The following is a 22,433-nucleotide window of genomic DNA, read 5'->3' on the forward strand; positions in this document are numbered from 1 at the left end:
GTCAACGCATCCGGTCTACTGGACTCGTTCGCTGAAACACTCGCCACACTGTCAGTATCAACAGGGCCGATGCCAGTAAAATCAGCGTTAACACCACATATTGTCGATAACGGGATAGCCATTTCAGAAGCGCTCTCTGTTCAACGGATTTCGGCGGCGGAGCCACCCGAGCTCGATAGCCGGCAGGCTGCATCAAAATGCTGATTTGATCGTACTGGACACCGTGTATCGCTTTTTCAATCAGACTCTTGATTTGTACGCGAAACGCTTCCAGGTTCACTCGTGGGGAAAATTTAAGGTACACCGCTACCGAGGTGCTATCACCGGAACGGGTGCCAACATCATCACTGGGGGGATGGGATGCTATCGCGACAGAAGCATGCACAACCCCATCCATTTGGCTGAGCATCTCTTCAATGTGCTGTTCGGTGAGATACAGAATCTTCTGCTGCTCTTCCCGTGGAGAAACCACCAGTTGGTTAGGCGGAAACATAGTTTCTACCGTGGTGTAGAGTTTGCGCGGAAAACCATCCATGCGCAGCACTTCAACGGCATCAATAAACCGAGACTGCTCGACGCGCAGCGTTACCCCGCCGTCCGGCGAAGGCTGCTTATCCGCATCAATGTTGTTGTTCATCAGAATCGCCAACATCTGGTTGGCATCACTCTGAGACAAACCGTTGTAGAGCTCAACACGACACCCCGCCAACATGAAAGCCAGTATTGCCATGCCAAGACAGCGGAAGGCGTTCATGTCATATTGGCCAGTTTGTTGACCGTTTGCGCCGCAGAACCGGCGATCTTTGCGCCAAGATCGACACCGACGCTCAACGTCAAGATCTTCACCTGCCGCTGCAACATCTGCTCCGGTGATAAGGTTTCTACCGCACCGGATGCCGTTCCGGCATACAACATGTTCTTAAAGGTCTGCGCCGCCTGACTGTCCGGTGCATCCATCGCATCGACGCTGTCATAACGGCCATCTGGCGATATCTTCTGAGAAATAGTCATGGGTGTGTCCATGGTGTCCCCCATAATCACGGTGAAAAACTCATAATGAAAAGCACTGCTTGACCACGTTAGCGTCCGGCGTATTCACGTGTTCCAAGGCGCGCTTGGCCTCTTCAGGCGCATCCAGCCCCATCAGCAGGACGGCCATACACACCGCGCAAGCGTCACTATCGCTGACCAAGCTCGGCACCACCGGCACAATCGCTCGCACCTGACGCAACAAGCCGTGATTCACCCCCGCAAAAGCAGTTTCAAGCAGCAGTTGCCGTTCAGCAGACGTCAGCACACTCATATCTTCGAGATAATCCCGCTCAGCAGATTTTTGATGGTGCTGATCATCGCGCTTTCGTAGTTGATAAAAGTGGAATACTGCTGCACGGCAAACTGCGCCTTGAGCATGGCGTCTGGATTCGTTAAATCTTCGCCATTCATTTTGTCTTTGACGGCTTGTCCGGCCTGGTTTGCCAAGCGGGACAGCGTATCAATGAGCTGTTGAACATCCATCGTTGATCTCCATAGTCTGCGGCCTTATTGCGTGGGACAGCGTGTTACCGGGCAATATGTTTGCTGACATCCACTATCGTTTTAAGCGGTCAGCCCGCCTATCCGGTATTTAACCTAACTGCGTGCTTTTCCACGAAATACCCGGTCTATGTCTATTTCTAACCAACGCTCACCGTCGAGCAGGCACGTTACCGCGCCTTGTTGACACAGCCGTCTTACCAGCTTTTGGCGCTGGAGCGTTAAACGTCGGGGCAATACATCGGTTATGACTAACATGCGGATATTCCTCAACGCAGAAACCGAAAGTAACGCCTCTTGCAACAGCCGCCATAGGCGCAGTAATGACGCGGGTTGTGAGGTGCAGTCCGGTAACCGGGTTAAGCTACAGATAAGCAACGCATTATTCTGAACACGAAAAACAAGGCGGTAGGGAGGCAGCGTGATGTGCTGCCCGAGACGCAATCCGCACCCCGACAAAAACTGGGGCTGCGGCGCTAACCCAACCATTTGCAACTGCCTGCAAAAAAGGGCCTCCAGTCGTTCCATCATTACTTCGCAAGGGAATGAAGGGTCTGACTAAATACCTCAACCATTTTGCGGCCCATTTCCATCATCTGTTGCATGACGTCGATAGCCTTTTGCACAATGTCGTCGAGATTTCGGATGTAGGATTGCGCGTTTTTACTTTGAAAATCCGCCAATGCCCGCTCGATTTCTGCTTCACGGTTTTCCGATGCCGCGGAAAAGGAACAGAGCCCATTGGCTATCGATCCCGAACCGTTGAACCCCATCGTGGTGAGTTCTCGGGCACCTGCGCCGCTGATTTCCCCCATTATTTCGCCGGTCAGCGCGCCCGTGCACTGCATAAGGCCGCTTAAACAGGTGCCTAATGCGTTATCCCTTGCCGCACTAAAGCTATGCTCAATCGCGTTTAAACTGGTGGAAAGCGCATTCATTTCAAGCCCCCACCCTAATATCTGCTTCTTTTCGTTATACATGCGCATCACGTCACGCAAACGCCGGGCAAGGTTTAATAGTGTTCCCCACAGTTGATCAAACATCGCGAAAAAGTCATTCAATTCTGCATCGCTAGCGGCCTTTTCCTTGGTTGCTACTGCGGCGTTCGTCTTTTGTGACAAGACAGAAGAGAGCTGGTCTGGAGTCACGTTGACGGGGAATAGGTCTATAGACAGCGTATTTTGATCCATAAGAATATTTTGGCTCATAACATATCCTCAGGCGCGGCTACAGGCAATTTTTGCCAATACCGCACCGTAATCTTCCATTATTAATGTCGCGTTGCTTACGGCGGTGCTACTTTGCTGCAAATAATCGCCAAGCTGTTTTTCCTGATTTTTTTTACGTTCCTGTGTCCAACTATCTTTGATGTCGTTAATACGTTGCATAACGATTAATTCTTCAATTTCCTTACGCAAATCTGCCGCTTTCCATTGAGCAATACCCGATGTTATTTTTTGTCCACCACTTATCGCCAAGCGCACCGTGGTTAACCAAGTAACAGTGACATCTTTAATGATGCTGGAGGCCAGCCCTTTGCCTAGCGAGATCATAAAACGTCTACGCAACGCTTTTTCTGAGGTGGCAACGCCTTTTTCCAAAACGTCTTTCGCCACATCTGTCAGGGCGCTTTCCAGCTTTTCAGCTACAAGTTGCTCGATTCCCTGAACGGTGGCGCTACGCCCCATCGTGCGTGCCAAATACTGGTTGACGTTCCCCTCAAGCGTGGCTTTGAGTTCACTGACGAAACGTTTAGCCGTATTTTCAGCAATCTGTTTAATCTGCTGCCCCGCCTCGCCGCTCTGTTGACTCACTGCCTCAACCAATGTTTTACCCGCACCGCTGCCCATTTCCTTTTCGGCCGCAGAGATCAAACCGCGAGCCACATAAATACCACGACCGATCTGCAAAATATCCAGCCCCATCGCGACATATTCACAGGTGTTCTGTACCAAGCCTGCCGCGTGAATAACTGCTTCACAGTCGGCTTTATTTGCCCCCAGTCCCAAAGCAAACTCAGCGCCGCCTTTTACGATTCCGGCAACCCCTGCAGAGCAGTAAGCAATGCCAGCGGCAAAGGCGAGTGGATCTGCCGTGGCGACGGCTTCAACCAGTTTAAATACGCCGATCCCTATCTCAATGGCACTGTTTATCCAATCAAATACGGCACTACACAGCGCAGATTTACGTACCTGATCCGCCTGTTCAATCGACTTGTTGATCTGCTCCTGATATTTTTCAACCTGCTTATTGCGCAGGAAAGTTTGCAGCTCAGTGGCTCGGTTCAATTGTTCACAGAGTGCCATTGCATTGCTGCTGGAAGCACGCATCACTTGCTGCGTCACCAGCATCGATAACAGCAGCGGGTCCATTTTCACGATGTCTTGCAGCGAAGCTGAGGCGGAACCGGTATACCCGGCTTCCAGCAGTCGTTGCCAGGCGGCCTCTGCTTGCTGCGCGTTCACCGACTGCGCTACGCCCCCTTGCTGGCGTTCCATTTCCACGTTTTTTGCTGCCTGGTGTTGCCGATAATGCAGACCAACAACAGAACGTATTGGGTGCGTTGTTTGCTTGGTTGGAGAAGAAACAGGCATCTCCTCTCCATCATCATATAGCTGCGGGCAATCCACTCCCGCTCTGGCTTGTACACTATCCATCAGACTCTCCTGTTCGAGATAGTCCTTGCTCCGCTTGGCGGCGTATCGCCTGTAATGACCGGTTTTCACCGCAAATCAGCAAGGCAGCCTTAAAGGCTTTGTGTGCCAATGCTTTCTCACCACAGGCCAGAAAACACTCCCCCGCAGCACAAGGGACCTGCGCGGCCGATACGTTAATTTTCGCTGCCCGACCATAGGCATAAAGCGCATCTGACCATGCGTGTGCCGCATGGCACGTCGCCCCAAGTTGATACCAGTAGTCAAAAGACCAATCATCGTAAGCGGTCAATATGCGTAACAGGTTGGCCGCCGCGCGATGATCCCCCGCGCTGGATAACTGTCTGGCGTAGCGAAAAAGGGTATCCAATTCACCGCTTACGTCTTTTTTCAGCAACATGCGCACAGCGCCACCGCGACGCAAAAATTGCAGCATGGTCAGACTCTCGTCTTGCGTCATGAATAGGTCTTTTGGGTGATCATTTGCAGAATTTCGCCCCATTTGCTGACTAGGTTAGTCGCCTGCGAAATGGCCGCATTAAGCATCTGTATTGCTTTTTGAATCGTCAGCTGCGCTCGAGAGGAGAGATCGCTGTCGCGATTCGCGCTATTATCCAGTGCGGCTTTAATGGCTTGGAGGCTGCCTTTGTCCAATTTACCGTCAGCTCCAGCGTGCTGTTTGATGTAGTCGTCTATCGATTTGCCATCTACCTGAATACCGTGCGTCCTCATATACTCAATAACATCAGCTGGCACCGCTTCTTTGGTATTGCCATCACCTTTTGACGCTTGCGCAATGACCTCATCCATCTGGTTTGCCTTTTCCTGAGTATCTCTGGCTCGATTGGATGCATTTTGAATATCATTGAATTGGGCATAGGCGCGCGATGACTGTACATCCTGCAAAAACAGCATTATTTCATAGGCATAAGCGAAGATATTATCGGCTGGCCCATAATAACGCGATTTTCCCTGGGGTGTATTTCCGAGACGTGTTTCCTTATCTTCAAATACACTATGATTAATGCTTGGAAATGAGTAAACGGGTATGCTTGCCATCATAAACCTCCTGAATGTAAAACAGTGTAGATATGCTCACTATTTATTAACGCTGTGCTTAATATGCGTTTCGATTTTTTTCAAGGAGATACTTAATGCTTTCAAATCTTTTTTGGCATTTTCCGCAATAATGTTCATGTGATGGATACTCAGCGGTTTTTCTGCTTTCACATCATTCTGCGAAACGGTTTTCCCCGCAGAGGTCAATTTGCCTTTTATTTTTTCAAATTCCGAAAAACACTTTAATAGACGTTCATACTCTACTTCGAACTTTTTAAATTGATTCGCAATATTACCTGACATGATACACCTCTCATCGTTCACTAGCATGTCAGCAGTTGGTATGAAGATGATTATTCTCTACTGACTCGACTCAGCCCCTAGCGCTATATTGTGATAACGAAAGTAAATGATCTTGATAATATCTTCGCTCTGTATTACCGCTTCCAGCAATAAGGCAAAGTGCTGATATTCCTCTGGCGTAATGGGTCTATCCATAGCACAGGCTAATCGATGACGGGCCGCACTCAGCACCATCAATGCCTTTTGGGCATCATCAGCCGAACTCTGTATGCGATCTTCCAATGCCGTCAGCGTCGTCATCGTATTTCCCCTTAAAAATTGAATGGAAGCGTGATCAGCGTGCGCCCTTGTCTGAACGTCACCGCGCTATCGCTGATGGCCACAACCTCGCTGCCCTCAGCCAGTCGACTGCCGATGGATAAGGTATCGCCATTACCCAACACCAGATACTTGCCACGCCGACTATGAACAATGCCAGTGACAGGGGCTGGCAGCTGTCTGGAAAACTCATTGGATAGGGGAACATCCTGATAGCTCAGCGCCACAGTTGGATAGCGCGATCGCATATCCTGCATCAGTTGCGTCAAGGTCTGCTTATCCTGCGCGTTCAACACGCCGCTCAAAATGAAACGCGGCCCCGTATCCGTCAGATTCACCTTGCCCGCTAATCCTTGCTGTAGCAGCGCGCTAATCAGCGCGTTACCGATTTCGTCGTAGGGGTTTTCTATCTGCCAATGCCGTAATCCCGGAATGTCGGCCAACAGCGGTTGAACCGCCGCCCACTGTTCTCCCATACGAATATCCGCATCGATCGCAACGTTGCCCTTCCCTCGGCTGACAACCTGAGCCTGGGTGTAGCCCGCCTGAATCAGCACATCTTTCACGTTTCGGACCAGTTGATCGGCGCAAATAACGTCATCCTGGTAGCGAATGTCGTGGGATTGCAGCGCAAGCCACAAGGGCGTCAACGTATCGCTCGATTCGCAATCCCCAGACACACGCAGTACGCCATCCTGCTGCCATTGCGCCACGAGCTGCGTCAACCCGGTTTGCTGCAACAACGCGCTCACGTCTACTGGTGCTTCCGTCGATGGCGACGGGCCCCATTCCATAGAGAAAAATATGAGAGCGAAGATCAGCATAAGCATGCCAGGCACCAACAACCAGCCGCTTGAAAACCGGCGAACAGGCAGGCAATAACCGGCAAGGTCTGCTTGCTGCGGCCCAAATGCCATCGCTAACCCTGCCGCCTCCAATACGCCTTGGGAGGGTAATGGGTGATGCTGTACATGGCGGCGACCATTTACCCGCACCGACACCTTTTCCGCATTGGCATAGAGTTGCCCGTCAACGACCGCCAGCTCAATGCGGCTTGCGGCCTGCAAAGGGATGCACAGATCGCATTCCCGTTCACCGATGGAGAGACGACCTTCCGATAGCCACACTTCCCGTCCATGCAATACGCCGCCTAACAGGCGAATCTTCCACGTGCTTTCCATACGCTTTTCACTGTTGTCTATTGGCAACGGATGCTTTGATCAGGAACAAGCGAATAACGCTATGCATTTGGTTGGTTTTGGTGCTGAAGAGGTGGCCAAGCACAGGGATGTTGCCTAACAAAGGGACTTTCTTTTCCGACTGTATCTGCTTATCCTGTTTGAACCCGCCCAATAACAGGCTCTGCCCCGCCTGCAACATGGCTTGCGAAGCAATTTCTGCATTTTTAACACCGGGCAAAGGCTCATCCTGACTGATGGGTTCGCTTTGTTGCCCATCCTGAATGTTCAGGTTCAACATGATATTTTGCTTGCCATTCTGCTCTAACAGTCGAGGCGTAACGCGCAGTAGCGATCCGGTTGTCACGGACTCCAGTTTGACCATTCTGTCGCCCTCAAGCTTGGTGTAGAACGTGACATTCTTGTCCAACACGGCTTGAATATTGTTGAGCGTCACCACCGAAGGTTGCGATAACACATAGGCACGTGAGTTCTTTTCCAGTGCGCTAAGGCGCACCATAAAGTTCGGCGTGTCTTTGATCACACTGGAGAATCCGCTGTCGAGGCTCCCCCCGTTATTATTGAAGCTGAGCATTCCGCCACCGATCGATGTCGCCGCACTCCAGTCAATGCCTAACTGGTTGATATCCCCGGCATCCACATCAATGATGGTCACAGATATTTCGATCATTTCAGGACGTTGATCCAACTGGGTGATCAGTTGGCGATACCCCGCCATGTTGACGCTGCGATCGCGCACGATGACCGCATTCTGACGCGGGTCCGCAGAAAACATCGGTAGTCCCTGAGTCGCAGGCGTATTACTGGCTGGCGTGGGCGCACCGCCGCGGGTCATGTCACGCAGCACGCTGACAATTCCGGGTACTACAACGGTCTGATCGCGGTATCGATACTGATCATCCAGCGCCGTGGCATATTTCAAGGGATATACCACAACGCTCACGGCATCATCCTGACGTTTGCTAATATCGGCATCAAGGGTGGTTGCCAGTTGTGTAACGCGTTCCAAGCACGCAGGTACACCGCTGATTTCCAGCGCATGCTCATTCAACACGGGATAAATGACACAACTTCTATCCTCAGGAACATTCAGTCTGCGTAAATTTGCTGCAAAACGCGTGGCGGATAGCACATTAAGTGTTACAAGATGGCGTGACAGACGCTGTGCGGGGTAAATAAACAACGTATTGCCATCGTAATAAGAAACCAGATTATATTGGCTCATCAGCTTACATAGAATATCCACCGGTGGTCCTGGTAAGATAACACCGCTGAAATTTTGTACAATCGCCGAATCAATATTCGTTGATGTATAATAGTTTTCCGCGAGATGCTTCAACAAAGAGGAAAGCGACATATTTTGTGCCCGCAATGAAAAATCATCTCCCTCCCACGGTAAGTTTTCAGCATAAGAAACTGAACAGAAAAAAAACAAAACCAAATGGGCGATTTTATATAGCTTCATATTCTTTTACCTGGCACGGGTGTTGTTTACTCAAAATGAGGTATCGAAAATAACGTGTTAGCGCCACATGAATCTCTATTTCTTTTGCCATCACTTCAGCAGAAATTTTCTTATCATAGACACAACACAGCCAACTTTTCTCATCGGAGATGTAGCAGGAAAAATCGTGAATGTCATGATGTCCCCCCAACAAACATGAAACATAACACAATGTTTCCAATGAAAAATCACAAGAGTCAACAAGATGTATTGCCAGAATCCAGTAGAGATTGCATGAATAGCCTTTCGCAGAGAGATCCGCTATTTTCATCGCGATTTCTCCTTTACTATTAGGCTTGGATATACCCTCAACCAAAGGGATACTTTTTAGTAAATCAAGCATGTAGAACAACCTCACATGGGATAATCTTATTCTCAAATGCAATGAGAATCTTAGACATCAACCTTATACCTGATTTTTACTTATGGAGAGGTTATATATATTTACAAATTAAAACAATTGCGGTGCTAAAGCCTATTATAGTTTTAGTGAAAATTACCGTGTTAGAGAAAACCGACAGACGTAAATTCATTCGCCCACAGGGGCAATTTCATTTAGACGCCATTCTCGGGTATGACAATGAAAAGAAAACGCTCATTGGTGAGTAAACCGACATTATTTATATCACTGTGCTTATTTATTATCTGGCTGGTTTCTGTTTTTGCTGCAACCTACGCCTCGCTTAACCAGAAAAAACATTATTTAATTGAAAATCTAACGCACTTTTCTATCCTGCGGGCAACGTTAACCAATCACCGTTTTGAAGGTGCAGAACGAGATGCGCAGATATTAGCACACCGCTACCACCTGTACCACAGCGAAGCCGCAGACAAGGCCGTGGTCGACAAAAGTGAAAGCTGTTACCTGCCCATTGATACCAGCGCATGTATCCCCGAAACGGTTAAAGAGAAGGATCGCAGCTTTATCCAGGTTTATGGCACCGCCGGGCAAACCTATTACCTCGACAGTTTTGTGCTGGATAGCCGCTATGGCATCTCGTTGCTGCCCCCTAGCGAGCACCCCGCCGACTATTTTTCACGTCGACGCAACGAGTTAACGGAATTGCTTGGCAGCTCCCTCAACCACAATATGCACTGGGGCGAACCCAAGTACACAGAGGGTGTAGGCTGGAACATCTCCGTTGCGGCCACCAGTTCACAAGGTATGCTCGCCGGGCTTTCGGTCAAATTAAGTGATGTGCTCTCTTACGGCCAGTTGTTCTCCGGCAGTGATATCAGCCTCTGGCTGGATAAGCAAAATCACATACTGCCTTTTTCCCTGCTCGACGAAAAGCAAAGTAAAGCACTACAGGCGCGGTTCAACGATGTCACGCTGCATGATGGCTGGCAGGAAATTCCCGGCTATCTGGTGCTGCGCACCCAGTTGAAAGGGCCCGGCTGGCAACAAGTTATCCTGTATCCAACGCGGGATATCATCCACCGAGCGCTCTCTATCGTCATCAGCCAACTGCCTTTCGCATTAGCGACGTTAGTCCTCATTGCACTGATGTTGTTGGGGCTGCTCCACCGTCATCTGGCCCGCCCGTTGCAGGACTTTGTCGATATCATCAATAAAACGAAACGGGCACCACTGTCGCTGCGTTTGCCAGAAAACCGTCATGATGAACTCGGCAGCATTGCTCAGGCTTACAACCGCCTGTTGAACGATCTGCGCGCGCAACATGACAACCATGACAACCTGGAAAATACCGTGGTTGAACGCACGCGCGAGTTGATTATCGCCAAGCAGCAGGCGGAACAGGCCAACAAACGTAAAAGCAGCCATCTGACCACCATCAGCCATGAACTGCGCACGCCGCTCAGCGGCTCACTGGGTGCGCTGGAATTGCTCCAACTCACCCCGCTATGCGCCAAGCAAAGTCATCTGGCGGAAACGGCCCGGCTTTGTACCCTCTCATTGCTGGATATCATCAACAACCTGCTGGATTTCTCGCGTATAGAGTCAGGGCAAATCTCGCTGCACGTCGAGCAGACAGCGCTGCTCCCGCTGCTAGATCGCGCGATGTACACCATTCAGGGACCTGGAAAAAGCAAAGGATTGATGCTGCGCACCATCGTCAGCGGCGATGTGCCCTTGCTTATCGATATGGATGCGACTCGCGTCCGGCAAATTCTGGTGAATCTGTTGGGGAATGCGGTCAAATTTACGGATAACGGAGGGATAACGCTCAGCGTCACGCGCAACGATAACACGCTGATATTTGCCGTCTGTGACAGCGGCAAAGGCATTGCCTCTGCCGACCGCGATGCGGTATTCACCCCTTTCTTTCAGAGCCAGGGAAACATTCAGGGGACTGGGCTTGGGCTGACGATTGCCTCGAATCTGGCTCGAATGATGGGGGGCTGGCTGGATCTCAACAGTTCGGTAGGGCTCGGCACCTGCATCTCTTTTATGATGCCACTTGGTAAACACGTCACGCCCACGCCATTAAGCGGCAATATCACCGCGCCATTGGCACTGCACCGGCAACTGAGCGAATGGGGACTGACATGCGATGCCACAACGCATGACAATGCCCTGTGTGCTGATGAACTTGGCTTTCTGCCGGGCAAACTCTATACGCTAGCCGCTCAGATAACGTCAGGCATCACCGACACCGATAAAGCGGTGATTCCGGTTCAACCCTGGCGACTACATATCCTGCTCGTTGATGATGCGACGATAAACCGCGACATCATTGGTGCCATGCTGACGCTGCTCGGGCAAAACGTCACTACCGCCTGTAACGGCCGGGAAGCGCTGGCGTGTGGGCGACAACAACGTTTTGATCTGGTGTTGATGGATGTCTGTATGCCGGAGATGGATGGACTGACCTGCACCCGACAGTGGCGTCAGGACAGCAATAATCAGGATCCTGAATGCGCCATTATGGCCTTGTCGGCCAACACAGCATCGGAAGAAATTGTCCGTTGCAAGCAAGCCGGTATGCACCATTACCTGACCAAGCCCGTCACGCTGGCGCATTTGGCCGATGGCATCAGCATCGCTGCCGAATATCAACTTCAGCGAGAAATCGATCTGCAAGAGCAAGATAACCTGACAGACAAGGCCATCATCGACATCACCCACCCCACGATGCGACGAAAAATCCGTCGTGCACTTCGTGAATTGCTGTCAAACATTGAACAAAATTCAAGCGATCAGAAAAAAACTATCACGCTGTTGCATACCCTAAAAGGATGCATCGGGCAGGCTGGTCTCGGTCCATTGCTGTGTGATGTGATCGATATGGAGAACCGTGTTAAACGTGGACTGCCATTATCCAACGCGGAAATTGCAGAACTGCGTCTTACGCTGGATGTCGCTTTACGTTTGAAATGTTCACCGTAAAGGACAACGTTTTGTTGAGAGGAATGGAATATGAACGATCATAAAATTTTGCTGGTGGACGATCATGAGTTGATCATAAACGGCATTATCAATTTGCTGGTGCCCTATCCGCGCTTCCGTATCATTGCGCACACTGAAAATGGCCTTGAGGTCTATAACGCCTGCCGCCTGCACGAACCAGATATTGTGATCCTCGATCTGGGATTGCCGGGTATCAATGGGCTGGATCTTATCCCACAGCTCTGCTCGCGCTGGCCTAAAATGGCAATCCTCGCTTACACCGCACATAACGAGGAGTTTATGGCAATACGCACTCTGTCAGCTGGCGCCATGGGGTACGTATTAAAAAACAGTAGCCAAAAGACATTATTGGCTGCAATACAGACCATGGCCGTCCGAAAAAGGTATATCGACCCGGCTCTCAACCGAGATGCCATCAACTCCGCCCTGAACACGGAAGGGGGCAGTCCGGAGTTGCTGACACCGCGTGAACGGCAAATACTGAGACTTATTGCCAACAGCTACACCAACCGCCTTATCAGTGAACAGCTGTGCATCAGCGTTAAAACGGTCGAAACCCATCGACTGAACATTATGAAAAAGCTCAATGTACATAAAGTGACAGAGTTGCTTAATTGCTCAAGGCGCTTAGGGCTAACTGATTGAGTTTTTTATACCAGGCCACACTTTATAGCGCCTGTTAACAGGCGCTGATAGTCAGACGTTCTACGCGATGAATAGCCTCGCGTAGCGTCTCGCGGGTAACGACATTGGGCATATTGCCCATATCCGGTGCCGTCACGGCCGCATTCAATATGGCCGCCTGTTTCTCAGAAGTCAGGGTTGGTGCAATCGCTGCCAGTGATGTTGGAATGGCACAATCCTTCGCCAACGCAATGGCTTCAAGCAATTCATCATCGCTACGCCCTTCCTGCGCCAGTAAACAGATATTACCAAACCCCACCAGCAGGCCATGCCCGTATGTGCGCGTCTTATCGCACACGGTAAAGCCCTCGTAGAGCGCATGGGCCGCCCGCCGCATGGGCACCATTGCTCATCAACGAGGTCAACCCGGCAAACAAGAAGATAGCATCAAGCACCTGATCCAACTCCGGTGTTATAGCCAACCGACTTAAAAATGATTACAGCCAATGCCCTGATATGTGGCAAAAAAATACATCTAATTGTTATCAAAATAATGTCGCTTGGCTATAGCCGTTACGAACGACAGCATGACGCCCGTCGTCAAGGCGGCGTTCAGCATGTTGTTGCAGCATGGCTTCGAGCTCAACCTCAACGGCGGCAGCTATCAATTTCCTGGCACCATTACGAATGAGTTCATGCAAGGGATCACCGGCAATATCTGGTTCTGCGGAGACCTGTAGGGTAGACTTTTTCATGGGGTATCATCTCTCTGTTGTTGAAATCATCCACGAAATCAATCAGCAGGATACGCCACCCTCCCCGAAACCCCGTACACCAGAAATGAGCATAACTCGCCTCTGTATCGCGTTGGATTAATCAAATATAGCCAACCGACTTGAAAATGATTACAACAGATACCCTGATATGCGGCAAAAAAGCATAACTGGCTGTTATCAAAATAATGTCGGTTGGCTATAGAGTCAAAAGCATCGACCACGCGTCAGCGAAAGATCGATAAATCCGAGTTGATAAAAGATGTTGAACAATATCCAGATGCTTACCAAAAAGAACGTGCAGAGCGTTTTGGCGTTTGTCAGAAGGCCATTTGGCAAGCTCTTAAAAAGCTGGGATTGACCTATAAAAAAACTCTACGTCATCCGAAAGCCGACGAAAGCGCCCGGCAAGCATTTCAACAAAAAATACAACAGTATGAAAAAGAAGGTAAACCTATTGTTTTTATTGATGAAAGTGGTTTTCCACACGATACCCCACGGACTCACGGCTATTCCCGAGCCTGTACACGAGATTGTGTAATTGCCTGATTTTGATATGTTCAATTCAACATCAAAAGCAGGTTACTTTATGGACGAAAAACAGTTATAGCCAACCGACTTAAAAATGATTACAGCCAATACCCTGATATGTGGCAAAAAAATACAGCTAATTGTTATCAAAATAATGTCGCTTGGCTATACAGGCTCTGGCTAACGAGCTGGCCAAAAATCTCAAAACCCCTGACGCTCTCAACCAGTTTGATCGCCTGCTGAAAAAGATCTGCGTTGAAGCTGCCCTTAATGCTGAAATGACCCATCACCTCGGGCATGAGAAGCACCAGTCCAAATCTGGAACTATAGCCAACCGACTTAAAAATGATTACAGCCAATGCCCTAATATGTGGCAAAAAATACAGATAATTGTTATCAAAATAATGTCGCTTGGCTATAACACGCGCAATGGCTACTCCACAAAGACTGTTACCACCGGCGATGATCCGCTGGAACTGCGTACACCACGTGATCGTGATGCTTCCTTTGAACCGCAACTGGTGAAGAAGAACCAGACCCGGCTCACCGGGATGGATAACCAGATTTTATCGTTGTATGCCAAAGGGATGACCACCCGCGAAATTGCCGCTGCGTTCAAAGAACTGTATGACGCGGATGTCTCACCCGCCCTGGTATCGAAGGTCACCGATGCCGTTATGGAGCAGGTTGTTGAATGGCAAAATCGCCCCCTGGATGCGGTTTATCCCATTGTTTACCTTGACTGTATCGTTCTGAAAGTCCGGCAGGACAGCCGCGTTATCAATAAGTCTGTGTTCCTGGCGCTGGGTATCAATATCGAAGGCCAGAAAGAGCTACTGGGGATGTGGCTGGCCGAAAATGAAGGCGCAAAGTTCTGGCTGAACGTGCTGACAGAACTGAAAAACCGTGGCCTGACCGACATCCTCATTGGCTGTGTGGACGGCCTGAAAGGGTTCCCGGATGGCATCAACACGGTCTACCCGGAAGCCCGCATCCAGTTGTGCATCGTGCACATGGCGCGCAACAGTCTGCGCTTCGTTGCCTGGAAGGACGATAAGGCGGTAACACGCGACCTCAAAGCAGTGTATCAGGCTCCAACCGAAGAGGCCGCGCTTCAGGCGCTGGAGACGTTCGGTGGGACATGGGATCACCGCTATCCGCAGATAAGCCGGAGCTGGCAGTCAAACTGGGCCAACCTGTCGACATTCTTCTCGTACCCGCAGGAACTTCGCAAGGTAATCTACACGACGAACGCTATAGAATCACTGAACAGCGTGCTCCGGCATGCAATCAAGAAACGCAAGGTGTTCCCGACTGATGACTCGGTGAAGAAGGTTGTATGGCTGGCAATCCAAGGGGCATCACAGAAATGGACGATGCCCTTACAGGACTGGCGTATGGCAATGAGTCGCTTTATTATCGAGTTCGGTGACCGCCTTGACGGTCACTTCTGAGGAAAGGCATTTACACAACATCTTAAACAGGCTCATTTAATGCCTAGAGGCATAGGTATAGCCAAGCGATATTATTTTGATAACAATTAGCTGTATTTTTTTGCCACATATCAGGGCATTGGCTGTAATCATTTTTAAGTCGGTTGGCTATATCAAAATCAGGCAATTACACAATCTCGTGTACAGGCTCTTCTCAGTCCATATGGTGTAATCAAAATTAAGTCGCTTGGCTATATCTACACATCTTTTGCAATATCTGCTATTACGTTGCTGCATGATCTCAACTTATCCATCGGTGGGATTGATGCCCGCCTTAACCGGCGTTATCAGCGTCTGGTTAAGCAACACATGACTCCCCCAGCACCATTGGCGTCAGCCGTTAAAGACCTTGCCTGCGCGCAGAAAACAACATTCGCCACTACTCAGGCCGTTTGGCGTTTTTTTAATAATGAACGTATTAGCTTCAGTCAGCTCAATGAACCGATTATTTCGCTGGCTCTCCGGCAAGTTGCACTTAGCCCGCATCCATACGCTCCCGTCGTTCACGACTGGTCTCATTTACAGTTTCGTACCCACAATGGGAAAGAAGAACGTTTGAAAATGACGCATGGTGGCGACGTCGGTTATGAACTACAAACCCGCCTACTGGTTGATGCTGCAAATGGTTTACCAATAGCGCCCCTGTCTCAAACTCTAACCGATAGGGCGGGTTGTCGTTCAACGCTAACCGAAGGCTTGTCTGAGAGTAGGACTCATATGGATGCTTTGAGGGCTGATATCGCCCGTGTTGAGTCTCTTGATACCGGGAAGAAGTTAGTTCATCTCATTGACCGTGAAGGTGACTCTATCGGGCATATACGCACATTAAGCTCCCAGGGAATATGTTGGCTTATCCGGGGAAAGGAAGGGCATCGGGCCGAGTGGGGCGGTGACACCCGTAAAATTGGTGAAATTGCAGACGATCTGCCATTTATCGCAAACGGACAGGTTGGCTGGAAAGGGAAAAAAGCCAATATGGAGATCGGGGAAACATCCGTGATCATATAGCCAAACGACTTAAAAATGATTACAGCCAATGCCCTGATATGTGGCAAAAAATACAGCTAATTGTTATCAAAATAATGTCGCTTGGCTATAACGTGAACAGCAAAAGCGAAGCGGAAAGACAAGAACACCGGACGGCGAGTGAAAGTTCAGCCAGACGTAGCTCTGACACTCAGATTAGTTGTGGTTCGCCTTACCGATACTCACGGTAAATTTATCGGACGCTGGACGCTGCTCACAAACGTTAGCAACGAGCTCACCAGCGCGGAAGTCGCTCGCTGGTATTACTGGCGCTGGGGTATTGAATCCTTTTTTAAGCTGCTGAAAGGTGCCGGTCATGATGTAGAAAAATGGCTTCAGCGCAGTGCTGGTGCCCTGCTACGCAGGTTATTGATAGCTAGCATGGCATGTGTGCTGGTATGGCGGCTGTAACGCGCTGAAGGAGAGGACAATGCGGCAGCCCGTCAATTAATTTGCCGATTATCCGGACGACAACAAAAACGAGGGCGTAAAGAAAGCGCCCCAGCGCTGCTTGCCGGACTATCCATCCTGCTAAATACCTTGACGTTATTAGCAGACTATACCCCGGAAGAACTTGCCCACTTATAGCCAACCGACTTAAAAATGATTACAACAGATACCCTGATATGCGGCAAAAAAAGCATAGCTGGCTGTTATCAAAATAATGTCGGTTGGCTATAGCTATGGTTGTTTTTAACCCTTTATGATGTGTAGATACCTATGCATCAAGCAGGGTACGGAAATTCCCTATCAGGTATCCAGCGGCACCAGCGGTGCGACCGCCATCCAGTTTAAAGAAGCGGTATTGGGTATGGAAGTAACGCCTACGGTGCTGCGTGAGGGCAAAATTATAGCTAAACGACTTAATTTTGATTACATTATTTAAATGAGCTATTCAATTGATTTTAGACGTAAAGTGATATCTACACGCGAAGAAGAAGGGTTGAGTATCCGAGAAACAGCGAAGCAATTTCGGATTGGCCCTGCCTCTGTATCGCGTTGGATTAATCAAATAGCGTCAAAAGCATCGACCACGCGTCAGCGAAAGAGCGATAAATCCGAGTTGATAAAAGATGTTGAACCATATCCAGATGCTTACCAAAAAGAACGTGCAGAGCGTTTTGGCGTTTGTCAGAAGGCCATTTGGCAAGCTCTTAAAAAGCTGGGATTGACCTATAAAAAAACGCTACGTCATCCGAAAGCCGACGAAAGCGCCCGGCAAGCATTTCAACAAAAAATACAACAGTATGAAAAAGAAGGCAAACCTATTGTTTTTATTGATGAAAGTGGTTTTCCACACGATACCCCACGGACTCACGGCTATTCCCCAAAAGGTCAACGGTGTTTTGGCCTGAAGAACGGGGGAGCCAAGGGAAGAACAAATGTTATCGGCGCTTTATTAGGCACAACGCTGTTTGCTATCGGATTATTTGATATCAATATTAACAGCGATGTTTTCTATTCCTGGGTCACACAAGTCCTTATCCCAGTACTCCCTAAAAACAGGGTAATCGTGATGGACAATGCAACTTTTCACAAAAAACATAATATTCAACAAGTCATCATCGATGCAGGGTATATGGAGGAGTATTTGCCTACATATTCGCCAGATTTTAACCCCATTGAGCATAAATGGGCACAAGCAAAAAGCAAAAAAAGAGAGAGTGGTTGCGATACAGAGATTTTGTTCTCAGTCCATACGGTGTAATCAAAATTAAGTCGCTTTGCTATATCCTTAACCTGAAAATCAGCCAAAACATGCCAGGGTTGGTGATTAAACAGAGCGACAATGGCGAAACACTCGCGATCGATAAACAAGAAATTCAAACCCAGGTTACGGTGTCTGATGGTGAGACGATTGTGTTGGGTTGGATTTTTCAACAACAAAAAAATCGAGGGGAACGAAAAGTACCGCTGCTGGGTTCACTGTTTCAACATCAAAGAACTGAGCGTAGGCGGCGTGAACTGGTGATTTTTATCACTCCGACATTGGTCGCCGCTTCGTCGTGATAGGTGTATAACGGTGTGCTCGGCGATCCACGTTTTACCCGTTTCCGCTTTCTCAGTTTGACGCTGCGCTGGATTTAGCATACAAGGTTAGCCCATTGAGCGCTGCGGTCTGTCGAAGCGGAATTATCTTACCGAACGATGCATAATTAATACGCTTTTTGCTGTTTGGCGCGGGGCAAGACATTTTATTCGGTTGCCAAATGCCCCTGAGTATTGAGATAATTCTCCGTCTGATTCTCGAACTATAGCTCATGAGGTTTCAGTTTAGGCCCCGCCGCTGGGTTGATTGGCGGGGCGGGTTATCATTAACAAATAGTCTTAGTAACACCAAAAAAACATGGCAGAGAAACGCAATATCTTTCTGGTTGGGCCTATGGGTGCCGGCAAAAGCACTATTGGCCGTCAGTTAGCTCAGCAACTCAATATGGAGTTTTTCGACTCCGATCAAGAAATTGAGCGACGCACCGGGGCTGATGTGGGCTGGGTTTTTGATCTCGAAGGCGAAGAAGGTTTTCGCGAACGCGAAGAAAAAGTCATCAACGAATTGACCGAAAAACAGGGTATCGTACTGGCTACCGGAGGTGGCTCAGTAAAATCACGCGAGACGCGCAATCGCCTGTCTGCGCGCGGCGTTGTGGTCTATTTGGAAACCACCATTGAAAAACAGTTGGCGCGCACGCAGCGTGACAAAACGCGTCCTTTGCTTCAGGTAGAGGATCCGCCGCGCGAAGTGCTGGAGGCGTTAGCAAGAGAGCGTAACCCGCTGTATGAAGAAATTGCTGATGTCACCATTCGCACGGATGAGCAGAGCGCCAAGGTGGTTTCCAATCAGATTATCAGTATGTTGGATGGCAACTGAGTAACAACATCGCCCTGAGCTCCGGGGCCAAGCGGGTGAACCACGCGCATGGAAAGAATTACCGTAACATTAGGGGAACGCAGCTATCCCATTACGATAGCCGCTGGGTTGTTTGCTGACCCGACTTCTATGCCGCTGACCGCGGGCGAAAAGGTGATGTTGGTGACCAACCAGACGCTGGCTCCGCTCTATCTTGAAGCCGTGAGCTGTGCGCTTGAACAGGCTGGCGTGAAAGTCGACCACGTCATATTGCCAGACGGCGAGCAGTATAAATCGCTAACGGTATTGAACGACGTCTTTACCGCATTGCTGCAAAAAACCCATGGTCGGGACACAACGATCGTTGCTCTGGGTGGTGGTATGATTGGCGATCTGGCGGGCTTTGCTGCCGCCAGCTATCAACGTGGCGTACGCTTTATTCAGGTACCTACAACGCTACTATCACAGGTTGACTCCTCTGTCGGCGGGAAGACGGCGGTCAATCATCCGCTCGGTAAAAACATGATTGGTGCGTTCTATCAGCCCGCTTCTGTGGTTATCGATTTGGATTGTCTTCGCACCTTACCGGCCCGGGAGTTTTCCTCCGGCCTAGCCGAGGTGATCAAATATGGGATTATTCTTGATGGCGAGTTCTTCGTTTGGTTGGAGAATAATCTTGACGCTGTCCGTGCGCTGGAGCCTGCGGCGCTCTCTTACTGCATTCGCCGTTGCTGTGAACTGAAAGCCGAGGTGGTGGCTGCGGATGAACGCGAAAGCGGGGGGCGTGCGCTGCTTAACTTGGGTCACACTTATGGTCATGCAATCGAAGCTGAAATGGGGTATGGCAACTGGTTACACGGTGAAGCGGTGGCGGCGGGCATGATGATGGCCGCGCACGCGGCGAGAAGGCTAGGCCAGTTCAGAGTGTCGGACATCGATCGTATTCTCGCATTGCTCGAGCGTGCAGGATTGCCGATTCAGGGCCCGGATGCGATGTCGCCAGAATCTTATCTTCCCCATATGATGCGTGATAAAAAGGTACAGGCGGGCGAGCTGCGCTTGGTTTTACCTACCGCAATTGGACGCTCGGAAGTGCGTGGTGGCGTATCACACGATATTGTGTTGGCGTCTATCGCTGATTGCAGGGCGTGAATGCGGTTTTTCGGGTATTTGCAGGCATATTCACGCTGATGGTTTATGGTTAATAGAAGATAATGTCTTATAATTCAACAATTCGCTTACCGCGCAGCGAGTATATGTTTTTTATAGTTGGAGGGGTTTAAATGGACGGATTTAAACCAGAAGATGCGTTAAAACCGGATACCAGCGATCGGCGGCCACAACGTCAGCAACGCAGCCCCCGTCTTTCTGCGCCGCAGTTATCGCTCTCTCGTCAACATTTGATGATTGGTATCGGGATCGTGGTGCTGGTGTTGTTGATCATTGGCGTAGGCTCAGCCTTGCAATCTCCGTCTAAACCGGCAGAAGGCGCGCCAACTGCAGCGTCGGGTAACGGTGATAAGAGTATCGATTTATCCTCTTCTTCTTCGATGGCGCAGGTAACGCCCGCCCAAGGGGACGCCGCATCAGGGAACGCTACCGCGCCAGGTCAGCCGCAAACCTTGAATGCGCCGCCGGTCGCAAGTTCACCGACACAAGCACAAGTCACGCCTCCGCCTGTCGGGCAGCTGCGTGTTGAGTTGCCGGGCAACATGGCGGATGCGCTTTCGACGCAGCAAGAGAAGGTTAACGCCTTCTCGCAAGGAGCGACCTCGGGCTCCTCGCCGGTAACTACTCTGCCGATTGCGCCTGCTACTGTGGTTCCTTCAGCGAAAAACCCGCCGCACGTCTCAGAGAAGACGGCGCAGGAGAAGGCTGCACATGCTAAAAACGTTCAGGATAAGGCCGCACAGAGCAAATCAGCCCTAACGCCAGCGCAAAAAGTGCCGATGACATCAGGCAAGCCGACATCCTCTGGGAACAAGGCGACGGTTTCAGGGCAGGGAGGATCGATTCAGAATGCACCCGCCAGCCATTTCACACTGCAATTGAGCAGTGCATCACGTTCAGATACGCTGAAAGCTTACGCCACACAGCACAACCTACCCAACGCCTGGGTTTATGAAACCAAGCGGGACGGTAAGCCTTGGTATGTATTGGTGAACGGTGTTTACGCTTCTTCTGCGGAAGCGAAACAGGCGGCGGCATCGCTTCCTGCGGCCGTGCAGGCACAAAAACCATGGGTTAAGCCGATCTGTCAGGTGAAGCAGGACTTGAATAAGTAACACCAATTTTAGCCCTGATGTGCTGTCTGACACAGAGTACAATCCGCGGCTCTGAAATGTAATGAGTAACTAACGACGGCATGAAGAAGAACCGCGCTTTTTTAAAATGGGCTGGTGGGAAGTATCCGCTGGTAGAAGAGATTCGCCGCTATCTACCTGAAGGAGACTGTTTAATTGAGCCGTTTGTCGGGGCCGGTTCGGTGTTTTTGAATACGGAATACGACCGTTACATCTTGGCGGACATTAACAGTGACCTCATCAATCTCTACGATATCGTTAAGACGCAAACCGACGATTTCATTCGTGACGCGCGCGAACTGTTCACCGATGAGTACAACGTGGCGGAAATATTTTATCTGTTGCGTGATGACTTCAATCTTTGTGCGGTGCCTTATCGTCGTGCGGTACTGTTTTTGTATCTGAATCGCCACTGTTATAACGGATTGTGCCGCTATAACATGCGGGGCGAATTCAACGTGCCCTTTGGCCGTTACAAAAAACCGTATTTTCCCGAAGAGGAGTTACGCTGGTTCGCCCTCAAAGCGCGCAATGCCACTTTTGTTTGTGAGCATTATCAGCAGACTTTGCTCAAAGCAACGCAAGGAGCGGTGGTCTATTGCGATCCTCCTTATGCTCCGCTTTCCGCAACGGCGAATTTTACGGCGTATCACACGAATAATTTCAAGAACATCGATCAACAGAGCCTGGCGACGCTGGCGTATCGGTTGTCGGTGGAGAGTGCCATTCCCGTACTGATATCCAACCATGATACCGAGCTGACTCGAGCGTGGTATCAGGATGCGGCGCTGTATGTGGTAAGGGCGAGACGCACCATCAGTCGCAATATCATGGGGCGGAGCAAGGTTAATGAGCTGTTGGCGCTCTATGGTGCGCCACTGCGTTAATACCC

The 22,433-nt window shown here is 49.8% G+C and carries 25 protein-coding genes and 3 pseudogenes; 13 read left to right on the top strand and 15 right to left on the bottom strand.

What is annotated here, in order from left to right:
- Position 1 precedes the first annotated feature (1 nt).
- The 13 genes from ssaJ to ACD630_RS20170 form a co-directional block, all read right to left on the bottom strand.
- The gene (gene ssaJ / locus ACD630_RS20110) at positions 2-754 is read right to left on the bottom strand and encodes an EscJ/YscJ/HrcJ family type III secretion inner membrane ring protein SsaJ (protein WP_430360419.1); all 753 of its coding nucleotides are present in this window, start codon (positions 752-754) and stop codon (positions 2-4) included.
- Positions 751-1,023 carry a type III secretion system inner rod subunit SctI gene (sctI, locus tag ACD630_RS20115; RefSeq protein WP_430360420.1) on the bottom strand — a complete coding sequence of 91 codons (273 nt, stop codon included), beginning with the start codon at positions 1,021-1,023 and terminating at the stop codon, positions 751-753. Before sctI ends, ssaJ begins: the two co-directional genes overlap by 4 nt.
- A gap of 28 nt (positions 1,024-1,051) precedes the next feature.
- Complete coding sequence (locus tag ACD630_RS20120; RefSeq protein WP_430360421.1) at positions 1,052-1,303, bottom strand: EscG/YscG/SsaH family type III secretion system needle protein co-chaperone; 252 nt, start codon at positions 1,301-1,303, stop codon at positions 1,052-1,054.
- On the bottom strand, positions 1,300-1,515 hold the full coding sequence (gene sctF / locus ACD630_RS20125; protein WP_430360422.1) for a type III secretion system needle filament subunit SctF: 216 nt from the start codon (positions 1,513-1,515) through the stop codon (positions 1,300-1,302). The genes ACD630_RS20120 and sctF overlap by 4 nt, the downstream gene beginning before the upstream one ends.
- Before the next feature lie 548 nt (positions 1,516-2,063).
- Positions 2,064-2,741 (bottom strand): type III secretion system effector protein, encoded by a 678-nt coding sequence (locus ACD630_RS20130; protein ID WP_430360423.1) that lies wholly within the window; start codon positions 2,739-2,741, stop codon positions 2,064-2,066.
- A gap of 9 nt (positions 2,742-2,750) precedes the next feature.
- Positions 2,751-4,190, bottom strand: a complete 1,440-nt coding sequence (gene sctE, locus ACD630_RS20135) for a type III secretion system translocon subunit SctE (protein ID WP_430360424.1) — start codon at positions 4,188-4,190, stop codon at positions 2,751-2,753.
- Positions 4,183-4,647: a CesD/SycD/LcrH family type III secretion system chaperone SscA gene (gene sscA / locus ACD630_RS20140; protein ID WP_430360425.1), complete on the bottom strand. Its 465-nt coding sequence runs from the start codon at positions 4,645-4,647 to the stop codon at positions 4,183-4,185. Before sscA ends, sctE begins: the two co-directional genes overlap by 8 nt.
- The gene (locus ACD630_RS20145) at positions 4,644-5,249 is read right to left on the bottom strand and encodes a hypothetical protein (protein WP_430360426.1); all 606 of its coding nucleotides are present in this window, start codon (positions 5,247-5,249) and stop codon (positions 4,644-4,646) included. The genes sscA and ACD630_RS20145 overlap by 4 nt, the downstream gene beginning before the upstream one ends.
- A 36-nt stretch (positions 5,250-5,285) precedes the next feature.
- On the bottom strand, positions 5,286-5,549 hold the full coding sequence (locus ACD630_RS20150) for a hypothetical protein (protein WP_430360427.1): 264 nt from the start codon (positions 5,547-5,549) through the stop codon (positions 5,286-5,288).
- Between the two features lie 57 nt (positions 5,550-5,606).
- The gene (locus tag ACD630_RS20155; RefSeq protein WP_430360428.1) at positions 5,607-5,849 is read right to left on the bottom strand and encodes an EscE/YscE/SsaE family type III secretion system needle protein co-chaperone; all 243 of its coding nucleotides are present in this window, start codon (positions 5,847-5,849) and stop codon (positions 5,607-5,609) included.
- Between the two features lie 11 nt (positions 5,850-5,860).
- Entirely contained in the window at positions 5,861-7,048 is a 1,188-nt protein-coding gene (gene sctD, locus ACD630_RS20160; RefSeq protein WP_430360429.1) for a type III secretion system inner membrane ring subunit SctD, read from the bottom strand.
- Positions 7,049-7,055: 7 nt separating this feature from the next.
- Positions 7,056-8,531, bottom strand: coding sequence for an EscC/YscC/HrcC family type III secretion system outer membrane ring protein (locus ACD630_RS20165; protein ID WP_430360430.1), 1,476 nt, complete (start codon positions 8,529-8,531; stop codon positions 7,056-7,058).
- On the bottom strand, positions 8,518-8,913 hold the full coding sequence (locus tag ACD630_RS20170; protein WP_430360431.1) for a pathogenicity island protein: 396 nt from the start codon (positions 8,911-8,913) through the stop codon (positions 8,518-8,520). The genes ACD630_RS20165 and ACD630_RS20170 overlap by 14 nt, the downstream gene beginning before the upstream one ends.
- A gap of 237 nt (positions 8,914-9,150) precedes the next feature.
- Between ACD630_RS20170 and ACD630_RS20175 the strand changes: the two genes are divergently transcribed.
- Together ACD630_RS20175 and ACD630_RS20180 are read left to right on the top strand one after the other, a co-directional pair.
- A complete protein-coding gene (locus ACD630_RS20175) occupies positions 9,151-11,922 on the top strand; it encodes a two component system sensor kinase (RefSeq protein WP_430360432.1) in 2,772 nt (923 codons plus the stop codon).
- Positions 11,923-11,952: 30 nt separating this feature from the next.
- A complete protein-coding gene (locus ACD630_RS20180; RefSeq protein ID WP_291969969.1) occupies positions 11,953-12,588 on the top strand; it encodes a two component system response regulator in 636 nt (211 codons plus the stop codon).
- Between the two features lie 34 nt (positions 12,589-12,622).
- Here the strand turns inward: ACD630_RS20180 and ACD630_RS20185 are convergent.
- Together ACD630_RS20185 and ACD630_RS20190 are read right to left on the bottom strand one after the other, a co-directional pair.
- Positions 12,623-13,031, bottom strand: a pseudogene (locus ACD630_RS20185) (oxidoreductase); the annotation flags it as partial.
- A gap of 81 nt (positions 13,032-13,112) precedes the next feature.
- Complete coding sequence (locus tag ACD630_RS20190; protein ID WP_430360433.1) at positions 13,113-13,322, bottom strand: hypothetical protein; 210 nt, start codon at positions 13,320-13,322, stop codon at positions 13,113-13,115.
- A 213-nt stretch (positions 13,323-13,535) separates the two neighbouring features.
- On the opposite strand from ACD630_RS20190, the gene ACD630_RS20195 reads away from it, so the two are divergent.
- The 11 genes and pseudogenes from ACD630_RS20195 to dam all read left to right on the top strand — a co-directional run bounded on the left by ACD630_RS20195 (position 13,536) and on the right by dam (position 22,428).
- A complete protein-coding gene (locus tag ACD630_RS20195) occupies positions 13,536-13,889 on the top strand; it encodes an IS630 transposase-related protein (protein ID WP_430360434.1) in 354 nt (117 codons plus the stop codon).
- A gap of 143 nt (positions 13,890-14,032) precedes the next feature.
- Positions 14,033-15,325 carry an IS256 family transposase gene (locus tag ACD630_RS20200; RefSeq protein WP_430360435.1) on the top strand — a complete coding sequence of 431 codons (1,293 nt, stop codon included), beginning with the start codon at positions 14,033-14,035 and terminating at the stop codon, positions 15,323-15,325.
- A gap of 267 nt (positions 15,326-15,592) precedes the next feature.
- Complete coding sequence (locus tag ACD630_RS20205) at positions 15,593-16,372, top strand: hypothetical protein (RefSeq protein WP_430360436.1); 780 nt, start codon at positions 15,593-15,595, stop codon at positions 16,370-16,372.
- 138 nt (positions 16,373-16,510) lie between these two features.
- Positions 16,511-16,801 carry a hypothetical protein gene (locus tag ACD630_RS20210; protein WP_430360437.1) on the top strand — a complete coding sequence of 97 codons (291 nt, stop codon included), beginning with the start codon at positions 16,511-16,513 and terminating at the stop codon, positions 16,799-16,801.
- A gap of 313 nt (positions 16,802-17,114) precedes the next feature.
- A pseudogene (hofQ, locus tag ACD630_RS20215) lies at positions 17,115-17,249 on the top strand (DNA uptake porin HofQ); the annotation flags it as partial.
- A 27-nt stretch (positions 17,250-17,276) separates the two neighbouring features.
- A complete protein-coding gene (locus ACD630_RS20220) occupies positions 17,277-18,098 on the top strand; it encodes an IS630 family transposase (RefSeq protein WP_430360438.1) in 822 nt (273 codons plus the stop codon).
- 26 nt (positions 18,099-18,124) lie between these two features.
- Positions 18,125-18,400: pseudogene (locus ACD630_RS20225) on the top strand (DNA uptake porin HofQ); the annotation flags it as partial.
- Between the two features lie 337 nt (positions 18,401-18,737).
- The gene (gene aroK, locus ACD630_RS20230) at positions 18,738-19,259 is read left to right on the top strand and encodes a shikimate kinase AroK (RefSeq protein WP_430360439.1); all 522 of its coding nucleotides are present in this window, start codon (positions 18,738-18,740) and stop codon (positions 19,257-19,259) included.
- Between the two features lie 48 nt (positions 19,260-19,307).
- Positions 19,308-20,390: a 3-dehydroquinate synthase gene (aroB, locus tag ACD630_RS20235; RefSeq protein ID WP_430360440.1), complete on the top strand. Its 1,083-nt coding sequence runs from the start codon at positions 19,308-19,310 to the stop codon at positions 20,388-20,390.
- A gap of 131 nt (positions 20,391-20,521) precedes the next feature.
- Positions 20,522-21,523: an SPOR domain-containing protein gene (locus tag ACD630_RS20240; RefSeq protein WP_430360441.1), complete on the top strand. Its 1,002-nt coding sequence runs from the start codon at positions 20,522-20,524 to the stop codon at positions 21,521-21,523.
- Between the two features lie 80 nt (positions 21,524-21,603).
- Complete coding sequence (dam, locus tag ACD630_RS20245) at positions 21,604-22,428, top strand: adenine-specific DNA-methyltransferase (protein ID WP_430360442.1); 825 nt, start codon at positions 21,604-21,606, stop codon at positions 22,426-22,428.
- The last annotated feature ends 5 nt before the right edge of the window (positions 22,429-22,433 follow it).

Source organism: Symbiopectobacterium sp. RP (genome assembly GCF_050472005.1).
Classification (GTDB): domain Bacteria; phylum Pseudomonadota; class Gammaproteobacteria; order Enterobacterales; family Enterobacteriaceae; genus Symbiopectobacterium.